Origin of the sequence: Cognatishimia sp. 1_MG-2023 (genome assembly GCF_030548175.1) — a bacterium.
Classification (GTDB): Bacteria; Pseudomonadota; Alphaproteobacteria; order Rhodobacterales; family Rhodobacteraceae; genus Cognatishimia.
The window spans coordinates 197,632-217,210 of record NZ_JAUORX010000003.1 but is presented as its reverse complement, the minus strand read 5'-3'; the positions used below and the strand labels follow the sequence as shown (position 1 = coordinate 217,210).

Sequence of the window (19,579 nt, the reverse complement as noted above, 5' to 3'; positions counted from 1 at the left end):
GAACAAAGATATGGCCGCTTTTGAAACCACCCGCGTTCAAACCGCATTTGCTGGCCGTGTCGGCCTGTCCTTCGCATCCCTATTCGCAGCCGTTTTGGCATGGAACGAGGCGCGTCGTACACGCTCTGCTCTGTCACAACTATCTGATCGTGAGCTGCTAGACATCGGTCTGGTTCGTGGAGACATCCACTCCATCAAATAAATCGCACAGAGCGATTTCGGTAATAGAAAAACCGCAACTGCTAGGCAGTTGCGGTTTTTTTGGATCCTGCGTATTGGAAACCCGAGAAGGTCATCAATGTCTTAGAGCAGCCCCCTCAGCTGATCCGCGACAAAAGATGAAACAGGATCTGGTTGCATCGTCCAAACGCCGACAACAGCAACGCTGGATTCAGATTCACCTAAAGATTCAATTTTTTGCGTATAATTGGCATCGCCTAGCTGCGCCATCATGGCCCCTTTGAGACCAAAAAAGCCTACAGCCAAAAGCATCAAGCCAAGCATTGGAATGCCACGACGCTGCTCGTAGCCACGCACAATCACGTAGCCATCGCTGTCAACGAATGCGGAACGGGATTTTTTAAGATCCTTACGGCGCTTCTTATTCAAGCGGCGCAGGCGATGGGAAAAATCATCACTTTGATAGGACATGGCAACACACTAAGTTTGGCCCCCACCAAACAAGGCCACATTCCCCCAAAAATGTGGCGAAACTATGGCAACAGGGCACGATTTTCATAAAATGGCCTGATTTGCACCGCTATCGAGGCTCATTTGGACGCAAGACGGCATAAAAAAAGCGGCCCAAAGGCCGCTTTACTTTAAAGGCTAGCGAATCGCGTCAGCCGCGCGTGAGCGTCAAAGTCGTCCACTCGCCGATCTCTTCGCGAGTATGCACATCAAAGCCAGCCGCTTGATAAGCCGCGACGACTTCGTCGGCTTGCTCGTTCAGAATACCAGATAGAATGGCGTGACCAGCTGCTGCAATGTAGTTGCCCATATCAGGAGCCAACATAATGAGCGGTGCTTTTAGGATATTAGCAAAGACCAAATCAAATGGTGCCTTCGCGATAAGATCAGGGTGATCAAAGCCAGCGGCCTCTACGCAAAGCACGCGATCAACCAGGTCGTTGGCTTTGACGTTAGCCTCGGCCACGTCCACTGCCACTTGATCAATGTCGCTGGCCATGACCGGATTGGCCCAGATGCGCGCAGCGGCCATGCCCAAGACAGCAGTCCCACAGCCAACGTCGGCCACATTTGCACCAACAAAGCCTTCGTTGGCCAAACGATCCAATGCTTTGAGGCAACCAAGCGTAGTGCCATGATGCCCCGTTCCAAAGGCCATAGCAGCCTCAATCAAAAGCGGCTCTGCGTCTGCAGGAACTTGATCAGCGTCATGGCTGCCATACACAAAGAAGCGGCCTGCTTGAACAGGGGACAATTCGCGTTTGACCTTTGAAACCCAATCCACTTCGGGCAATTCAGAAACAGCAAAGGGCTTTGCCCCAAAGGCGACCTGTAACAGGGCCAATTCGGTTTCATCTGGAGCTTCGGTAAAATAGGCACCGACTTCCCATAGACCTGAACCATCTTCGATTTCAAAGACACCAACGCCTGTTGGCTCTGGGTACAGGTTTTCCATCGCTTCGCCGAGACGATCAGCGGCGTCTTTTCCGACGAGGGTCGTTAGGGCAGTAAAAGTTGGCATTCTTCAGGCTCCAGTCAACATATCAGCGGCCTAGAGCGCCCTCGCCCTAAGGTCAAGCGTTACTCCGCAGGAAGCGGTCCTGCTTCTTGGAAACGGGTTTCGTGGCCTATCTGCGGATGCCGTGGGATCATCAAAGCCAATCCAAATGATGCGGCGGCCATCATTGAAGCAAAAGCAAAGACCGCGGCAGGTGACGCCAACCAAAGAATACCAAGAAGCACGGGCAGGAAAACAGCTGCAATATGGTTGATGGTAAAGGCCACTGCTGCAGTCGGCGCAATATCCTGCGGTTCTGCGATTTTCTGGAAGTAGGTTTTAAGCGCAAGCGCCATGGAGAAAAGCAGATGGTCCACAACGTAAAGCACCATCGCCAACATCACGCCCCATTCGAAGAAATAGATGCCTCCGTAAGCGAGGAACACCGCGACGAGGCCTATGTACTCGACCAGCAATGTGCGCTGTTCGCCGAAACGATGAACGATTCCACCGACCATTGGCGCAAAGATCATATTGGCCACGAGGTTTATCAAATAAAGCCCCGTAAGTTCATGCACTTCGAAGCCGAACTTTTCGACCATCATGAAGCCGGCAAAGACGATAAAGATTTGCCGACGTGCCCCAGCCATAAATTGCAGGGCGTAATAGAGCCAATAGCGCTTTTTCAGCACCATCTTTTTGACTTGCGGTGTTGGGCTTTCGAATTGTGGGAAGGCAAGCAATAGAAACAAGGCTAAGGCTGCCGTTGTTCCGCCCGTCGCAAGGAAGACGAAATTGTAGCTTAGCCCTAGGCTTTCCCAGGTCATGATAATCAAAAGATACACAACTATCGTGCTGGCAGAGGCCGCGGCCGTGATCCAGCCCAGCATTTTGGGTGCGCGCTTCTTGTCCAACCACTGGAGCTGTAGACTTTGGTTTACCGTTTCATAGTAATGAAACCCAATCGAACTCAGCATGGTGATCATCAAGATACCGCCAAGTGTTGGGAACCACGCGGTTACTGCAGTCGCCACTCCCAATAGGATGAGCGAGGTCACCCCCAGTATTTGCTCGCGCATGACCATGATGAGAAAGATCACACCAAATGCTAGAAACCCGGGGATTTCACGGATTGTGTGTAACAAGCCGATGTCTGAACCGTCAAAGTTGGCGACCTCGATGACGAAGTTGTTCAACAGCGCAAACCACGTCGAAAAGGCAATTGGTAACGCTGCGGCCATTATGAATAACAGCGTGACAGGTCGGCGCCAAAACGGAAGGGTGGTGGCTTCTGCCAGCTGCATTCTTTCAAACATAGGCTTGGATTACACCCAAAGGTGCAAGATAGCGATCATTTTCAGCACCAGTTTCTGTGCAAATTTGCACCGGCCCTACGCCCCAAATTCACATTAAAAAAACGACTGAGGATCAATATCGACGGACAGTCGAATATCGCCTTTGATTTTGAACTGCCCAATCCACTTGGACAGAGCCGCTTGAAGCGGCGCCGTTTTATCAGCTTTGACCAATAGCCGAACACGATGGCGCCCGCGCACACGCGCAATGGGTGCTGGTGCCGGGCCAAACACCTGCGCACCAATCTGCCGTAACGCGCCATCGCTGCGTGCCAGCGCATTCCCGAGGTCAAAGATTTCCTGCACATCGGTTGAGCTTAGGATGATCCCAGCCATGCGCCCATAGGGTGGAACGCCTGCTTGTTGGCGCTCTGCGGCTTCAGCCTTCCAAAACCCTTCTTCGTCACCCGCTAGAATAGCGCGGATCACCGGGTGATCTGGCTGAAAGCTTTGCATCAATGCTGTGCCCTTGCGTTCGGACCGCCCAGCGCGGCCTGCAACTTGGCGCATCAATTGGAACGTCCGCTCTGCCGCGCGCAAGTCCGACCCTTGAAGGCCAAGATCCGCATCGATCACGCCAACCAAAGTCAGCAATGGGAAGTTATGACCTTTTGCCACCAACTGTGTCCCGATGATAATATCAGCGCCACCGGCTGCAATCGCCTGAATGCCTTCTTTGAGGGCGCGTGCAGAACCAAACAAGTCTGACGACAAAACGGCCAACCGCGCATCCGGGAAATGCGCCTGGGCTTCTTCGGCCAATCTTTCGACACCGGGGCCGACCGGGGCAAGTTTACCCTCAACCTTACAGCTTGGGCATTCCTCTGGCATGGGTTTGCTTTCGCCACACTGGTGGCACAAAAGCCGTTTGAGGAAACGGTGCTCGACCATTCGCGCATCGCAATGATCACAACCGATTTGCTCTCCGCAGGCACGACACAGGGTAACCGGCGCATAGCCACGACGGTTGATAAACAGCAGCGATTGCTCGCCCTTCTCAATGCGCGTTTTAACGGCGGCCTGCATTGTTGGTGAGATCCAAGTGCCTGACGGCAGCGATTCTGCGCGCATATCAATGACACGCATATCGGGCATCACTGCGGGGCCAAAGCGTGAGGTCAGTTCAAGGCGTTCGTATTTACCAGCGTCTGCATTTGCCCAGCTTTCAAGCGACGGCGTCGCCGAGGCCAATACAACCCGCGCGCCGCACAGGCTGGCCCGAAGGACGGCCATGTCGCGTGCATTATAGAGAACGCCATCGTCTTGCTTATAGGACGTATCGTGTTCTTCATCGACGACAATCAGGCCCAGATTTTGAAAGGGAAGGAACAAGGCCGAGCGCGCACCAATCACAACCTGCGCGCCACCCTGCCCGACCATTTTCCAAATGCGCCGCCGCTCTGTCATTGTCACGCCAGAGTGCCATTCCGCGGGCTTTGCGCCAAACCGCGCTTCAATCCGCGTGAAAAACTCGGCGGTTAAGGCGATCTCTGGCAACAACACCAGCGCCTGTCGCCCAACCCGCAGGCAATCTGCGATGGCTTCGAGGTAAACTTCGGTTTTACCAGAACCGGTTACCCCCCGCAGTAGCGTGGTGCCGTATGTTTGACTTTCAATGCCCTCGCGCAATCGAAGCGCAGCGGCTTCTTGCTCGGGCGTTAACTCCCGCGCACCGTGATCCGGTTCCATTCGTTGAAACGGCAGATCACGTGGGCTGTTCTCTTCCAAAACGACATCTTGTTTGACCAGCCCTTTCACAACAGAGGACGTTACCCCAGCCATTTCGGACAGTTCTTTTAACGTGAATGCCAATCCGCCGTATTCTTTCAACGTTTCGATAACACGCTTTCGGGCATCTGTTTGCCGGTCTGGCTCTTTATCGCCAAACCGGTAAACTTTTCGCATAGAGGGCGGATCAGACAGACCCGGCGCGCGAGTCGCCAAACGCAACATCGAAGGCAATGAGGTCAGCGTGTATTGCGCCGATTTTTCGACAAAGCTGCGCATCTCGTCCCGCATGGGCGCAACATCCAGCGCACGGATCACAGATCGTACTTTGGATATATCCCAGTCGCCCCGCCCTTTGCCCCATACAACACCAAGCACCTTGCGCGGGCCCAAGGGCACCTCGACAAACGCACCCAACCAACACCCGCCAGCGGGAGCTTTGTAATCAAGTATGCGATCCAAAGGCTGCGTGGTTAACACGCCAACCAGCGCACCTTCGTCAAAGAAGTCAGTTTCGTCCAAGGCCACCTCTGCAAAAGGGGTTTCAGCACATCTCTCTATGAGGTAAACGAGCTGCAAACCAAGGCCAACCCATCAAAGGACCTGCCCTATGAAATTCTTCGTTGATACCGCAGAAATCGACGCCATTGCCGAACTTAATGATCTGGGCATGGTAGATGGCGTAACAACCAATCCATCGCTGATCAAGAAATCTGGTCGTGACATTTTAGAAGTCACTAAAGAAATCTGTGACATGGTGTCCGGCCCTGTTTCCGCAGAAGTGACTGCAACAGACGCCGAAACAATGATCGCAGAAGGCCGCAAGTTGGCTGAGATCGCGGAAAACATCGCGGTCAAAGTTCCGTTGACTTGGGATGGCCTGAAAGCCTGTAAGACACTGAGTGACGAAGGCAAAATGGTCAACGTGACGCTATGCTTCTCTGCAAACCAAGCACTTTTGGCTGCAAAAGCGGGTGCAACGTTCATCTCACCATTCATCGGTCGTTTGGACGACATCAACCTAGATGGCATGGACTTGATCGCAGACATCCGTAGCGTTTACGACAACTACGGTTTTGAAACACAGATCCTTGCAGCGTCTATCCGCAGTGCAAACCACGTTCTTGAAAGCGCTCGCATTGGCGCAGACGTCATGACAGCGCCACCTGCGGTAATCAAAGCAATGGTAAACCATCCGCTGACAGACAAAGGCCTAGACGCTTTCTTGGCTGACATCGCAGCGGCGGATATCAAAATCCTGTAAGAGGCACTTAGCCTCTTCACCTTTCCAAAAATACTCTGGGGGGAATGGGCCATAGGCCCAGAGGGGCAAAGCCCCTCCCCCAACCCAAGCAATTTACCGCACATTTGCCAATTAGTTGCAGAATTCCGCAAATTCTTCTGTTAGAGTTACGGCAAAAGAACATTGGCACGAGCATGACCAACACAGCAAAAATCGAAGAAACCCTGCGGGATAAGATCATTTCAGCACCGGAAATGATTCTGGATGATCAAGACGTTATGAACGCATTGATCGCAGCAAACGAGCGCTCTATGGGCGGCAACATTGTTGATTTACGTGGAATCGCAATGGAACGGCTCGAGGCGCGTTTGGATCGTCTCGAAGACACACACCGCAGCGTTATTGCCGCAGCCTATGAAAACTTGGCTGGCACCAACCAGGTTCATCGCGCCATTTTGCGTATGATGGACCCGCTGGAATTTGAAACCTTCCTGCGTGATTTGGACGGCGAAGTTGCTGATATTCTGCGTGTAGACGCCGTGCGCCTTGTCCTTGAAACCGAACAAAACGACGATGACCCCGCGATCAACAAGCTGGGCAATGTTTTGTCTGTTGCTGAACCGGGGTTTGTCGAGACTTACCTGACCCAAGGGCGCAATGTTCCAGTCCGTCAGGTCACACTACGCCAGGTCGAAGCGGGTCCTGATAATATCTACGGCGACAAATCTGGTTTTGTCCGCTCTGAGGCCTGCCTACGGTTGGACCTTGGCGAGGGTCGTCTGCCGGGCATGCTGATCATGGGTGCAGAAGATCCCCACCATTTCACACCGCAGCAAGGCTCTGACTTGCTGACCTTCTTTGCTGGTGTGTTTGAACGCGCAATGCGCCGCTGGTTGTCTTGATATCCGCGGCAGCACAAAACGCACGTGATAAGTGGCTTGAAGCCGAGCGCGCGCTGAAAGGTGCGGCAGAGAATACGCTGACAGCCTACTTCGGTGACATTACCGAGTTTCTTGTCTTCATGACGCAGCATAAGGGCGAGCAACAAGGCCTCGCCCCCCTTTCCAAAATCACAATCACTGATATGCGCTCTTGGATGGCGCAAATGCGATCTGGCGATGTTGGGGCACGGTCTTTGGCGCGCAAACTTTCTGCGGTCAAAAGCTTTTACCGGTGGTTTGCAGAACGCGAAGGCTTTGACCCAACTGCCGTCCTTTCAACCCGCGCGCCGAAGTTTCAGAAAAAGCTGCCTCGACCACTGGCAAAAGACGCGGCACAAGCGGTTTTGGACACTGTCGAATTCCAGTCCAAAGAAGGCTGGGTTGGTGCGCGCGACACTGCCGTGATTACTGTTTTATATGGTTGCGGTCTGCGGATTTCCGAAGCACTTGCTTTAAATGGTAGTGATGCCCCGCTACCAGATGTGATGCGTATTGTTGGTAAGGGCGGGAAGGAACGCATTGTTCCAGTCATTCCCGCTGCGCGTGATGCGGTGGAAACTTATTTAAAATTGGCACCATTTCCGCGTGAACCGGATGGACCACTCTTTCGTGGAACACGCGGCGGGCGATTGAATGCGCGGCAAATACAGTCAGTCATGCAAAACGTTCGTATGCAGCTTGGTCTACCAGCCACGGCAACACCGCACGCGATGAGGCACAGCTTTGCGACCCATTTGCTAGAAGCCGGTGGTGATCTGCGTTCGATCCAAGAATTGTTAGGGCATGCATCACTTTCCACGACTCAAGCCTATACGGCAGTCGACACAGCGCGATTGATGGATGTCTACAACAAGGCCCACCCAAAAGCCTAATTTTCCATCGATATGCCTAAATAACAGACATCCCCTGCAATCCCCCACTTAATTGCGTGCCTACGGAGCTTTGCTTCAACACGCCCCTCGCCATTTCACTAAAGCCTCTTATTCTCGCCGACTGACCGCACGCCAAAAGAGAATAGCCGTGGCAAATGCACTAACCATTGTAATCGTGGAGCAGGACAAGGACCGCGCGTCGGCCATTGTCGAAAGTCTGCGTGAAACAGGCGAGCACGACATTCATGTGTTAGCTGGCGAAAGCGGTTTGGCACGTTCCGTCATGCGACTTGAGCCAGATGTAGTCCTGATCGACGTTGCTGATCCGTCGCGTGACTCTATTGAACAGATTGCCTTGGCCTCTGGCCCGATGGATCGCGCGGTGGCGCTATTTGTTGACCATAGCGATGCGCAAATGACCAAGACCGCGATCGAAGCAGGCGTTTCCGCCTACGTCGTCGATGGGCTACAATTCGACCGAATTAAGCCTGTCATAGATGCGGCCATTGCCCGGTTCCAATTGTACCAACGTATGAGAACCGAATTGGAAACCACGAAACGTGCGCTGGAAGATCGGAAAATCATTGATCGCGCAAAAGGCCTGCTGATCAAAGCCCGGAATATTTCCGAAGAAGAGGCCTATGCCCTGTTGCGCAAAACGGCGATGGACCAGGGAAAGCGTGTCGCAGAGGTGTCTCGTGCCCTCGTATCAGCGGCGGACTTGTTGTTATGAAATTGCGCCCCCTCTCTGCTGGCTTCATTCCACTTGTTGATGCAGCTCCGCTTATCGTCGCAAAAGAACTTGGTTTCGCCGAAGAAGAAGGCTTGGCACTTGATCTCGTTAGCGCACCTAGTTGGTCCACGCTGCGCGATATGTTGGCATTTGGACAAATCCAAGCCGCCCACATGCTGTCTCCTGTGCCTGTGGCCTCTGCACTCGGGCTAATGAATGGCATTCCGCGCTTGAATGCGCTTATGGTGCTTTCCGTAAATGGCACGGTCTTTGGCATATCCGAAAGCATTGCGCAGCGCCTAGAGAACACGAGTTTTGCTTTTGATTTTTCAGGTGCACAGGCTGCGGGCCGTGCACTTGCAGAGCTTAAAACGCCACTTCGGATTGGTGTTCCCTTTATCCTCTCGATGCACCACGAACTTGTGTCATTGTGGTTAACCCGTTCCGGGATGGTGGCAGGTGAGGATTTTCAAATTTGCGCTGTCCCTCCTCCCATGATGGCACAGGCCGTAAAGAACGGTGATCTTGATGCATTTTGCGTGGGCGAACCATGGGGGTCGGTCACGGTCGAAAGGGCGTCAGGTATATTATTGGTGCCGGGTTCGGCAATTTGGTCCTCTGCGCCAGAGAAAGTATTGGCTGTACGTGAAGATTGGGCCGAAAAGCATCCGGACGAAACTGCGCGATTGATGCGGGCAACTTGGCGCGCAGCTGAATGGCTGGGACGCAAAGGAAATTCAGCGATGGCTGCAGAGTTTATGGCTGTAGATCGCTACCTAGGCCTTGGTCCAGACATCATAGAACGGGCATTGACCGGCGAGTTGATCGTCAATAGCCAAGGCGATTTGCGCAAAACGCCGGACTTTCTGCGCTTGCATGGGAGTGACACGTGTTTCCCATGGAAATCAAAAGCCGCTTGGATCGGCGAAAGCTTGTCCTGCCGGTATGGCTTAGAGCCTCTCTCTTCTAAAGCCTCCGCTGAATCTGTGTTTCGAAGCGACCTATTCCGCGAGAACCTAGCAGGCCTTGGTGCGAATATGACTTTGGTTTCTGATGCAACAGAGGATGCCTCAAACGAAATTCAAACTGCGGAAGATCATTCCGAAGAACTGATTCTCGGGCCAAACCGCTTTCTTTGAATGCGCAAAATACGGACCAAGCAGCTAGACTTGCCTAAAAATTATGCAGAAATCACCTTTTGACGCTGCAGTGCGGCAATCACATACTTAAAACCACTCGCAGGTATTAGGTCACAACCGCATACTCATTTTGACAGCGCAACAATGGCGTCGCGCTTAAGAACTCCTCCCGTTGATCCGGGAAACTGAGCAAAGCCGCTCGACAGCTAGGCCCTACCTCCTCCCAGGGCCCGGATTGTCGGCGGCTTTTTTTTATGCCCAGCAGGGCCAGAAAAGGACAAAGAATATGAAACGTATCGCTTCCATTCTTGCGGCAACCACGATGATGGTTTCACCCGCGTTCGCCGAGCTGGAGCTTGAAAAAGACGAACTGACGTTCGGCTTTATTAAGCTAACAGATATGGCACCTTTGGCGGTTGCCTATGAGCAAGGTTTTTTCGATGACGAAGGCTTGTTTGTTACCCTAGAGGCGCAGGCAAACTGGAAAGTCTTGTTGGATGGCGTGATCGACGGCCAGCTTGACGGCGCGCATATGCTGGCGGGCCAGCCCCTGGCTGCAACCATCGGTTACGGCACCGAAGCGCACATTATCACACCATTCTCTATGGATTTGAACGGCAACGGCATCACCGTTTCCAACCAAATCTGGAGCGAGATGAAACCGCATATCCCGCATGAAGACGGTAAGCCGGTTCACCCAATTTCAGCGTCAACGCTAAAGCCTGTGGTCGAGAAATATCAATCTGAAGGCAAGCCATTCAACATGGGCATGGTCTTCCCTGTTTCCACGCACAACTACGAGCTACGTTACTGGTTGGCTGCTGGCGGCATTCAGCCAGGTTACTACAGCCCAGAGAACACCACCGGTCAAATCGGTGCCGAAGTTCTGTTGTCTGTAACGCCTCCTCCGCAGATGCCATCTACGATGGAAGCGGGCACAATTTATGGTTACTCCGTGGGTGAGCCTTGGAACCAGCAAGCTGTTGCAAAAGGCATCGGCGTTCCTGTCATTACCGACTATGAGCTTTGGAAAAACAACCCAGAGAAAGTATTCGGGCTAAACGCAGAATTTGCCGAAGAAAACCCGAATACAACGTTGGCAGTCGTCAAAGCATTAATCCGTGCAGCGATGTGGTTGGATGAAAACGATAATGCCAACCGTGAAGAAGCGGTAAAACTGCTGAGCCAGCCAGAATATGTGGGTGCAGATTACGACGTTATCGCCGCATCTATGACCGGCACATTTGAATACGAAAAAGGCGACATCCGCGCAGTTCCTGATTTCAACGTGTTCTTCCGCTATAACGCGACCTACCCTTACTACTCTGACGCGGTTTGGTATTTGACCCAAATGCGTCGCTGGGGCCAGGTTGCCGAGGCCAAGCCAGACAGCTGGTACGACGAAGTGGCTAAATCCGTCTACAAACCTGAGATCTACCTAGAAGCTGCAAAGCTGCTGATAGAAGAAGGTTTGGCAAACGAATCTGACTTCCCATTCGGAAGTGATGGCTACAAAGCGCCAACACCAGCCGGGGATATCATTGACGGTATCGCCTACGACGGCCGCACTCCAAATGCATACCTTGAAAGCCTGCCAATCGGCCTGAAGGGCGACCAAAAAGTCGTCGGTGCCGAAGTCCAAGGCTAATCAAAATAGGAAGCTGGGGGCACTTGCGTGTCCCCTCTTGCCTGACTTTTCAAACAGGATCAAACCCATGACCGCAATTGACCCGCAGACGCTCGCAGATGATCGCGAAGCCCGTCGCGCCCGCCTTTTTACACGTATCAACAAAGCTGACGCTTGGTTTCAGGTCATTGGCTTAGCTTGGGTAACTCCGATCCTAAAAGCCGTCGCTGGCGACAACCCTCGTGCACAAATGAAAGAGATTTGGCGCTTGCTCGGCGTTCCTTTGTTGGCGATTGCAGTATTCATTTCTCTTTGGGCGACACTTGCGCCAAAGGTTCAAACATCTTTAGGCGCCATTCCCGGCCCTTCTGCGGTGTGGACCGAAACGGTTAACTTGCACAAAGACGCGCAAGTTAAAGCCGCAAAAGAAGAGAAGTTTTTGGCGCGCGTTGAAGCACGCAATGAAAAATTCATTGCCAACGGTCAACCAGAGAAGGTGAAAGAAATCGCCTATACTGGTTCGCCAAGCTACTACGACCAGATTTGGACATCCATTAAAACGGTCTTTTTCGGGTTTCTTTTGGCGACTGTGATTGCAGTTCCTGTCGGGATTTTGGCAGGTCTCAGCCCAATCGCAAATTCCGCTGTGAACCCCATTATTCAGATTTTCAAACCGGTCTCTCCATTGGCATGGCTACCGATTGTAACCATGATCGTATCGGCGACATACACGGTAGAAGATGGGCTATTCTCTAAGTCATTTCTGACGTCCGCCGTGACAGTTACGCTTTGTTCGCTTTGGCCGACATTGATAAATACAGCACTTGGTGTGGCCAGCATCGACAAGGATTTGGTTAGCGTTTCCAAAGTGTTGAAAATGAACACATGGACAAAAATCACCAAATTGGTTCTCCCCTCTGCCCTGCCGCTTATCTTCACCGGTTTACGCCTGTCGTTGGGCGTGGGCTGGATGGTATTAATCGCTGCAGAGATGCTAGCGCAGAACCCCGGGCTTGGTAAATTTGTGTGGGATGAATTCCAAAACGGTTCCTCCAGCTCACTTGCAAAGATCATGGTGGCCGTTTTCACCATCGGCATCATCGGCTTCATGTTGGACCGCGTGATGTACGCCATCCAATCGCTCTTCACCTTTAGCTCGAACCGGTGATTGATATGAGCATTATGAAATTTACAAATGTCAGCAAGAGCTTCGGTGAGGGCACAGCCCGCACCGATGTATTGAAAGACATCAACTTAGAAGTGAAACAGGGTGAGTTCCTTGTTCTGCTCGGGTTCTCCGGTACCGGAAAATCCACCCTAATCAACTTGATGGCGGGTCTTGAGGCCCCTTCAAAGGGCGAAGTTACATTCAAGGACCTGCCTATCACTGGCCCAGGCCCGGAACGCGGGGTGATTTTCCAGAGCTATTCTTTGATGCCGTGGTTGACGGTGCAAGGGAACGTCATGTTGGCGCTGGATTCAGTTTTCCCTAAGATGCCAAAGGCTGAAAAAGCCGAAAAAGTCGCGCATTACATCAAGATGGTTGGCTTAAGCCACGCTGCAACGCGTCGCCCAGCGGAGCTGTCCGGTGGTATGCGTCAACGGGTGAATGTGGCCCGCGCTTTGGCGATGAACCCAGAAGTCCTTTTGTTGGATGAACCTCTGTCCGCGCTTGACGCTCTAACGCGCGCAAATCTCGCGGATGAGATTGAAGAAATTTGGCAGGCCGACAAAAAGACCTGCGTTCTCATCACTAACGATGTGGACGAGGCCATCATTCTGGCCGACCGGATTATCGCGCTGAATCCAGACGGAACATTGGGTGAAGAGTTCAAAGTCGACATTCAACGCCCACGCGACCGTATCGAAATGAATGACAACGACACCTTCAAAAAGCTTCGCGCCGATGTCACCAAATATCTGATGGATGTGGGTATTGAGGGTAAAGTTGAAGGCACACGCGTTTTGCCAGATGTGACCCCTATTCATGGTGCACCAAAGGCTGTTGCGGATGCTCAGAAAGGGATGATCGACAAGAACTTCCTCGATTTCTCGCAACTTCACAAAGTGTATCCAACACCAAAAGGTCCGTTGACGGTTGTCGAAGACTTCAACCTGAAACTCAATCGGGGTGAGTTCATCTCGTTGATCGGACACTCCGGTTGCGGCAAGTCGACTGTTCTGACGATGGCTGCTGGCCTCAACGACATTTCCAAAGGGGCTATTCGTTTGGATGGTCGCCACGTTGAAGGTGCGGACCCAGAACGGGCTGTTGTGTTCCAATCGCCGAACCTGTTTCCATGGCTCTCTGCCAAAGAAAACGTCGCGATTGGTGTCGACAAAGTTTATCCAAAGGCCAGCCAAGGCGAACGTCAGGACGTTGTCGAATACTACCTTGAACGGGTCGGAATGGCTGACGCAATGGACCGACCGGCGCATTCGATGTCCAACGGTATGAAACAACGCGTTGGGATCGCTCGCGCCTTTGCACTTTCCCCGAAACTTTTGTTGCTGGACGAACCTTTTGGCATGCTCGACAGCCTGACACGCTGGGAGTTGCAAGAGGTGCTGATGGAAGTGTGGGACCGCACAAAAGTGACAGCCATCTGCGTAACCCATGACGTCGACGAAGCCATTCTATTGGCCGACCGCGTTGTCATGATGACGAACGGCCCACAGGCAACAATCGGCAAGATTGTGGATGTGGACCTGCCACGACCACGCACGCGTAAAGCACTGCTAGAGCATCCTGACTACTACAAGTACCGCCAAGATGTTCTTGATTTCCTTGAGGAATACGAAGGCGGTGCAAAGCCAAAACCAAAGCCCACACCGGATGGGACAAAGTCCCAGATCGCAGCGGAGTGAATACATGACAAAGAAACTGATTATTGTCGGCGCCGGAATGGCTTCGGGTCGGGTTATCGAACATCTGGTCGAAACCAACAAAGACGCATACGACATCACGCTATTCAACGGCGAGCCCCGCGGCAACTATAACCGCATTATGCTTTCGCCTGTATTGTCCGGCGACAAAGCATTTGAAGAGATCGTGACGCATGACGACGCATGGTACGCTGAAAATGGTGTGACCTGCCGGTTTGGTGAGTACATCACCAAGATTGACCGCAAGCGCAAAGTGGTCGTCGGGCAAAACGGCGAAGTTGCGTATGACAAGCTATTGATTGCGACTGGCTCGGCCCCCTTTATCATTCCCGTTCCGGGCAAAGACCTGCCCGGTGTGATCGCCTACCGCGATCTCGAAGACACCAATGCAATGATTGATGCCAGTGCAAAGCCCGGTGCCAAAGCTGTTGTAATTGGTGGCGGGCTTTTGGGATTGGAAGCAGCGGCGGGATTGAAAGCACGCGGAATGGACGTGACTGTGATCCACCTGATGGGTCACCTGATGGAACGCCAACTGGACGAGGCAGCGGGTTACCTATTGCGTCGTGCCTTGGAAGACAAAGGGATCGAAATCAAATGCCAAGCATCGACCTCTGCCATTCTTGGTGAAGATAAGGTCGAAGGTGTTTTGCTTGCAGACAAGACAGTCATTCCGGCTGATTTGGTTGTGATGGCGGTTGGTATCCGTCCTGAAACACGAGTTGCGGTTGACGCAGGTCTGGCCGTTGAACGCGGGATTACTGTTTCAGACGAAATGCAGACCTCTGACCCTGATATTTTGGCTGTTGGTGAATGTGTCGAACATTGCAGCCAACTCTTTGGTCTTGTTGCACCACTTTATGACCAAGCAAAAGTTGTGGCAAAAACCCTGTTGGATGAAAGCGCGAGCTTTGAACCAAAAGAAGTCGCCACGAAACTTAAAGTAACGGGCTGCGATTTGTTCAGCGCTGGGGACTTCTCCGAAGGAGAAGGTCGAGAAGACATCGTTTTCCGCGACCCAGCTCGGGGCGTATACAAGCGGTTGGTTCTTGAAGGAAATCTGCTGGTCGGCGCCGTCATGTACGGTGATACAGCAGATGGGAATTGGTTCTTCGGCCTGATCAAAGACAAAACCGACATTTCCGAAATGCGCGAAACTTTGATCTTTGGCCCCGCCTACCAAGGGGGCGACTCGCTGGACCCCATGGCGGCCGTTGCAGCCTTACCGCTTGATGCGGAGATCTGCGGTTGTAACGGTGTATGCAAGGGGCAGATCGTAGAGGCCATTCAAGACGGTGCCACAGATTTAGGCGCTATTCGCGCGAACACAAAAGCCAGCGCATCATGCGGAACCTGCACAGGTTTGGTGGAGCAGGTCTTGGCAACAACTTTGGGTGATGACTTTGTCATGCCTGCCGCGCAATCGGTTTGCGGCTGTACCGATCTAACGCACGAAGATGTGCGTCGTTTGATCAAAAGCCAAGAGCTGAAATCGCAGGCCGCTGTGTGGCAGGAGTTGGGCTGGAGCACTCCAAACGGCTGCCATGTCTGCCGCCCTGCCCTAAACTATTACTTGCTGTCGGATTGGCCGCTTGAGTATCAAGATGACCCACAAAGCCGATTTGTGAACGAACGCAAACACGCGAACATTCAAAAGGACGGCACCTATTCCGTCGTCCCACGTATGTGGGGTGGCATGACCACGCCAGATGAGCTGCGCGCCATTGCGGATGCCGCAGACAAATACAACGTACCAACGGTTCACGTCACCGGTGGTCAGCGGATTGACCTGTTGGGCGTCAAAGGCGAAGACCTTCCGTCCATGTGGGCTGATCTAAACAAAGCTGGCATGGTTTCTGGTCACGCCTACTCCAAGGGTTTGCGGACAGTTAAGACCTGTGTCGGTAAAGATCATTGCCGCTTTGGTACGCAAGACAGTACCGGCCTAGGTATTAAGTTAGAGAAACACCTATGGGGATCTTGGGCACCGCATAAACTGAAACTCGCGGTCTCAGGCTGTCCACGGAATTGTGCAGAAGCAACATGTAAAGACATCGGCGTTGTCTGTGTCGATTCCGGGTTTGAAATTTCCGTAGCAGGTGCTGCTGGCATGGAGGTCAAACAGACCGAGCTGTTGTGTAAGGTCGAGACCGAAGAAGAAGCCATTGAGATCATCTCTGCCTTTACCCAAGCCTATCGTGAAAACGGAAAATACTTGGATCGTGTGTTCAAATGGGTCGCAAAGGTTGGCTTGGATTGGTGCAAAGAGACCATCGTTGACGATCTGGACAACAGAAAGGCATTAGCCGAGCGGTTTGAGATTTCGCAAAGCGTCTACCGCGATGATCCTTGGGCCAAACTGGCCAGCAAGGAAGAAGCACCAAAATTCAACCCATTGGCAAATCTAACTTTGGAGGCCGCAGAATGAGCTGGCTTGATATTGGATCGCTCGACGACATTCCCGTTTTGGGCGCGCGGATCGTTAAAACCGCTGTGGGCTGTGTTGCTGTTTTCCGTACAGCAGAGGACGAGGTTTTCGCGACCTCTGACCGGTGCCCGCATAAAGGCGGCCCTCTAAGCGAGGGTATCGTGCATGGGAAAAGCGTTACCTGCCCTTTGCATAACTGGGTGTTCTCGCTGGAAACCGGCGAAGCACAGGGGGCCGACGAGGGGCAAATTTCCACCTTTGCGATCAAAGTCGAAACTGGGCGTTTGCTATTAGATGGCGAAGCGCTACAGGCAAGGACTGCCGCATGACAATCAAGACCACCTGCGCTTATTGCGGGACGGGTTGCGGCGTAATTGCTGCTCCCGGTCCTGAGGGTGTCACCATAAGCGGCGACGCCGATCACCCAGCAAACTTCGGGCGCTTGTGCTCAAAAGGGTCTGCGCTGGGTGAAACCCTTGGTACAGAGGGTCGGCTTCTTGCGCCGATGATCGGTGACCGCGAAGCAGGTTGGGATGAAACGCTAGATTTGGTTGCAAACAAATTTCGTGGTGTCATCGCCGAACATGGCCCGGATGCCGTCGGATTTTATGTTTCAGGACAGTTGCTGACCGAAGATTACTATGTGGCGAATAAGCTGATCAAAGGCTTCATCGGAACAGCCAACATTGATACGAATTCCAGATTATGCATGGCATCCACTGTTGCCGGCCACAAACGCGCATTTGGTACAGATACCGTTCCGGGAACCTACGAAGATTTAGAAGAGGCCGATTTGGTCGTTCTGGTGGGTAGCAATCTGGCTTGGTGCCATCCTGTTTTGTATCAACGCATTGCGGCGGCCAAAGCGGCGCGACCTAATATGAAAGTGGTCAATATTGACCCCCGTCGCACAGCCACAACCGATCTAGCTGACCTGCATCTACAGATTGCACCCGGAAGCGATGTCGCGCTGTTTAATCACCTACTGGCGCAAAGCGTCGACCGTGGAATTGTTGCAGATGAATTTGTGACCAACCACGTTAATGATTTCGATGCAGCGGTCGAGGCCGCACGCCTATCGGATATATCAGCAACGGGGCTAACCGAGGCCGATCTGGCGGCCTTCGCCGAGCTTTGGTTAAGCACCGAGAAAACGGTGACAGTCTTCTCTCAAGGGGTGAACCAATCCACAAGCGGGGCTGACAAGGTTAATTCCATCTTGAATTGCCACCTTGCAACCGGACGCATCGGCCGCCCTGGAATGGGGCCTTTGTCAGCCACAGGCCAGCCCAATGCGATGGGTGGCCGCGAAGTTGGTGGATTGGCAAATATGCTCGCCGCTCATCTGGATATTGAAAACGATGAGCACCGACAGACGGTTCAATCATTTTGGCAGTCGCCTACGGTTCCGGAAAGTGCAGGATTAAAAGCTGTCGACATGTTCAACGCAGTCGAAAGCGGCAAGATAAAAGCCCTTTGGGTGATGTGTACCAATCCGGCGCAATCGATGCCCGAAGCAGACCGCGTGCGAAAAGCGATTGATAACTGCCCGTTTGTTGTCGTCTCGGACATGTACGCAACAACTGATACTGCCAAAGTGGCAGATGTGTTACTGCCAGCAACCGGCTGGGGCGAAAAAACCGGAACCGTTACAAACAGCGACCGGATGATAAGCCGTCAGCGATCAATTCTAGAGGCCCCCGGTCAAGCACGTCATGACTGGCAAATCATCTGCGATGTTGCAAAGCGCATGGGGTGGGAAGACGCCTTTGCATATAGCTCGCCTAGCGAGATTTTCAGAGAACACGCAGCTTTGTCTGGCAAAGCTGCGGCTCTAGGTAAAGACTTTGATATTTCGGGCTTGGCAGAGATTTCCGATTTAGAATACGACAGCCTCGCCCCAACACGATGGCCTATTTCGAAAACGAAAATGGGTGGCCGCTTCTTCGCAGATGGAGCGTTTTATACGCCTAGCGGCAAGGCAAATATGCTTGCTATCCACCATAGGGCACCCGCCGAAAGCACCAGTGATGCATTCCCATTCCGCCTCAACACCGGCCGTATCCGTGATCATTGGCATACGCAAACGCGAACGGGCCTATCCCCTAGGCTAACACGCCACATGGGCGAGCCTTATCTTGAGTTGCACCCCGAGGATGCGCTGCGCCTATCTGTCAAACCATCCAGCCTCGTGCGTGTAACCAGCCCCCATGGAGAGGCCACACTACGGGCTTTGATCACCGACCGGACCCAGAAAGGGACCGTTTTCGCGCCGCTGCATTGGACAGAAGATTCCGCTCCGATGGGCCGGATCAATGCATTGGTTTCAGCAAATGTTGATCCGGTTTCGGGCCAACCAGAAAGCAAGGCAAGCCCGGTTCAAGTCAGCAGCTTTCCGGCAAAATGGTATGGATACGCGATTTGTAAGGCTGAACTTGAACCAAACGTCGCCTATTGGGCTAAAGCAAAAACCGAGAGCGGCTGGCAATATGAGCTTGCCAATTCGGAGCTGCCTTCGGATTGGAAAAGCTTTGCGCAGGATTTGTTTGGTGTAAAAGCAGATGACATTTGCGTTGTAGAGGGACCTCACCCAGCAACTTTTCGTGCAACGTTTACCCAAGATGGAAAAGTGGTTGCCGCCCTCTTCACTTCACACGCTCCGGTTGCGGTTTCGCGCCCATTCCTTGGAAATGCACTAGGCACGGACACACCAATTCTAGCAGGACGTCCTGGAAATGATCAGCCAGATCCCGGCGCGGTTGTTTGCGCGTGCTTTAATGTCGGACTAAATACGATCTTGCGCGCGATACACAAAGATCAACTGATCTCTGTTGAACAGATTGGCAATGCTCTGCAGGCCGGTACCAATTGCGGATCATGTCGGCCAGAGCTGTCTGCACTTCTGCAACAAAGCGCGCTAAAAACAGCAGCGGAGTAGCC

At 52.8% G+C, this 19,579-nt stretch carries 16 protein-coding genes; 12 read left to right on the top strand and 4 right to left on the bottom strand.

Annotated elements, in window-relative coordinates; all coding sequences use genetic code 11:
- The first annotated feature begins 10 nt into the window (after positions 1-10).
- Positions 11-202 (top strand): DUF1127 domain-containing protein, encoded by a 192-nt coding sequence (locus tag Q4544_RS06375; protein ID WP_303504663.1) that lies wholly within the window; start codon positions 11-13, stop codon positions 200-202.
- Between the two features lie 101 nt (positions 203-303).
- Here Q4544_RS06375 and Q4544_RS06370 read toward each other — a convergent pair whose 3' ends face one another.
- From Q4544_RS06370 to Q4544_RS06355, 4 genes are all read right to left on the bottom strand, one after another.
- On the bottom strand, positions 304-651 hold the full coding sequence (locus Q4544_RS06370) for a hypothetical protein (protein WP_303504662.1): 348 nt from the start codon (positions 649-651) through the stop codon (positions 304-306).
- A 190-nt stretch (positions 652-841) separates the two neighbouring features.
- Positions 842-1,711 carry a 50S ribosomal protein L11 methyltransferase gene (locus tag Q4544_RS06365; protein WP_303504661.1) on the bottom strand — a complete coding sequence of 290 codons (870 nt, stop codon included), beginning with the start codon at positions 1,709-1,711 and terminating at the stop codon, positions 842-844.
- A gap of 59 nt (positions 1,712-1,770) precedes the next feature.
- Positions 1,771-3,003 (bottom strand): MFS transporter, encoded by a 1,233-nt coding sequence (locus tag Q4544_RS06360; RefSeq protein WP_303504660.1) that lies wholly within the window; start codon positions 3,001-3,003, stop codon positions 1,771-1,773.
- Positions 3,004-3,096: 93 nt separating this feature from the next.
- The gene (locus tag Q4544_RS06355) at positions 3,097-5,292 is read right to left on the bottom strand and encodes a primosomal protein N' (protein ID WP_303504659.1); all 2,196 of its coding nucleotides are present in this window, start codon (positions 5,290-5,292) and stop codon (positions 3,097-3,099) included.
- A gap of 88 nt (positions 5,293-5,380) precedes the next feature.
- Between Q4544_RS06355 and fsa the strand changes: the two genes are divergently transcribed.
- From fsa to Q4544_RS06300, 11 genes are all read left to right on the top strand, one after another.
- Positions 5,381-6,034 carry a fructose-6-phosphate aldolase gene (fsa, locus tag Q4544_RS06350; protein ID WP_303504658.1) on the top strand — a complete coding sequence of 218 codons (654 nt, stop codon included), beginning with the start codon at positions 5,381-5,383 and terminating at the stop codon, positions 6,032-6,034.
- A 173-nt stretch (positions 6,035-6,207) separates the two neighbouring features.
- On the top strand, positions 6,208-6,915 hold the full coding sequence (locus Q4544_RS06345) for a DUF484 family protein (RefSeq protein ID WP_303504657.1): 708 nt from the start codon (positions 6,208-6,210) through the stop codon (positions 6,913-6,915).
- Positions 6,903-7,826: a tyrosine recombinase XerC gene (locus Q4544_RS06340; RefSeq protein WP_303504978.1), complete on the top strand. Its 924-nt coding sequence runs from the start codon at positions 6,903-6,905 to the stop codon at positions 7,824-7,826. The genes Q4544_RS06345 and Q4544_RS06340 overlap by 13 nt, the downstream gene beginning before the upstream one ends.
- 148 nt (positions 7,827-7,974) lie before the next feature.
- Entirely contained in the window at positions 7,975-8,559 is a 585-nt protein-coding gene (locus tag Q4544_RS06335) for an ANTAR domain-containing response regulator (protein ID WP_303504656.1), read from the top strand.
- A complete protein-coding gene (locus Q4544_RS06330; RefSeq protein WP_303504655.1) occupies positions 8,556-9,698 on the top strand; it encodes an ABC transporter substrate-binding protein in 1,143 nt (380 codons plus the stop codon). Before Q4544_RS06335 ends, Q4544_RS06330 begins: the two co-directional genes overlap by 4 nt.
- A 286-nt stretch (positions 9,699-9,984) precedes the next feature.
- Complete coding sequence (locus Q4544_RS06325; protein ID WP_303504654.1) at positions 9,985-11,346, top strand: CmpA/NrtA family ABC transporter substrate-binding protein; 1,362 nt, start codon at positions 9,985-9,987, stop codon at positions 11,344-11,346.
- 67 nt (positions 11,347-11,413) lie between these two features.
- The gene (locus tag Q4544_RS06320) at positions 11,414-12,493 is read left to right on the top strand and encodes an ABC transporter permease (protein WP_303504653.1); all 1,080 of its coding nucleotides are present in this window, start codon (positions 11,414-11,416) and stop codon (positions 12,491-12,493) included.
- 5 nt (positions 12,494-12,498) lie between these two features.
- The gene (locus tag Q4544_RS06315) at positions 12,499-14,193 is read left to right on the top strand and encodes an ABC transporter ATP-binding protein (RefSeq protein WP_303504652.1); all 1,695 of its coding nucleotides are present in this window, start codon (positions 12,499-12,501) and stop codon (positions 14,191-14,193) included.
- Positions 14,194-14,197: 4 nt separating this feature from the next.
- Entirely contained in the window at positions 14,198-16,639 is a 2,442-nt protein-coding gene (gene nirB, locus Q4544_RS06310) for a nitrite reductase large subunit NirB (protein WP_303504651.1), read from the top strand.
- Positions 16,636-16,968: a nitrite reductase small subunit NirD gene (nirD, locus tag Q4544_RS06305; protein ID WP_303504650.1), complete on the top strand. Its 333-nt coding sequence runs from the start codon at positions 16,636-16,638 to the stop codon at positions 16,966-16,968. The genes nirB and nirD overlap by 4 nt, the downstream gene beginning before the upstream one ends.
- Positions 16,965-19,577 (top strand): nitrate reductase, encoded by a 2,613-nt coding sequence (locus Q4544_RS06300; RefSeq protein WP_303504649.1) that lies wholly within the window; start codon positions 16,965-16,967, stop codon positions 19,575-19,577. The genes nirD and Q4544_RS06300 overlap by 4 nt, the downstream gene beginning before the upstream one ends.
- The last annotated feature ends 2 nt before the right edge of the window (positions 19,578-19,579 follow it).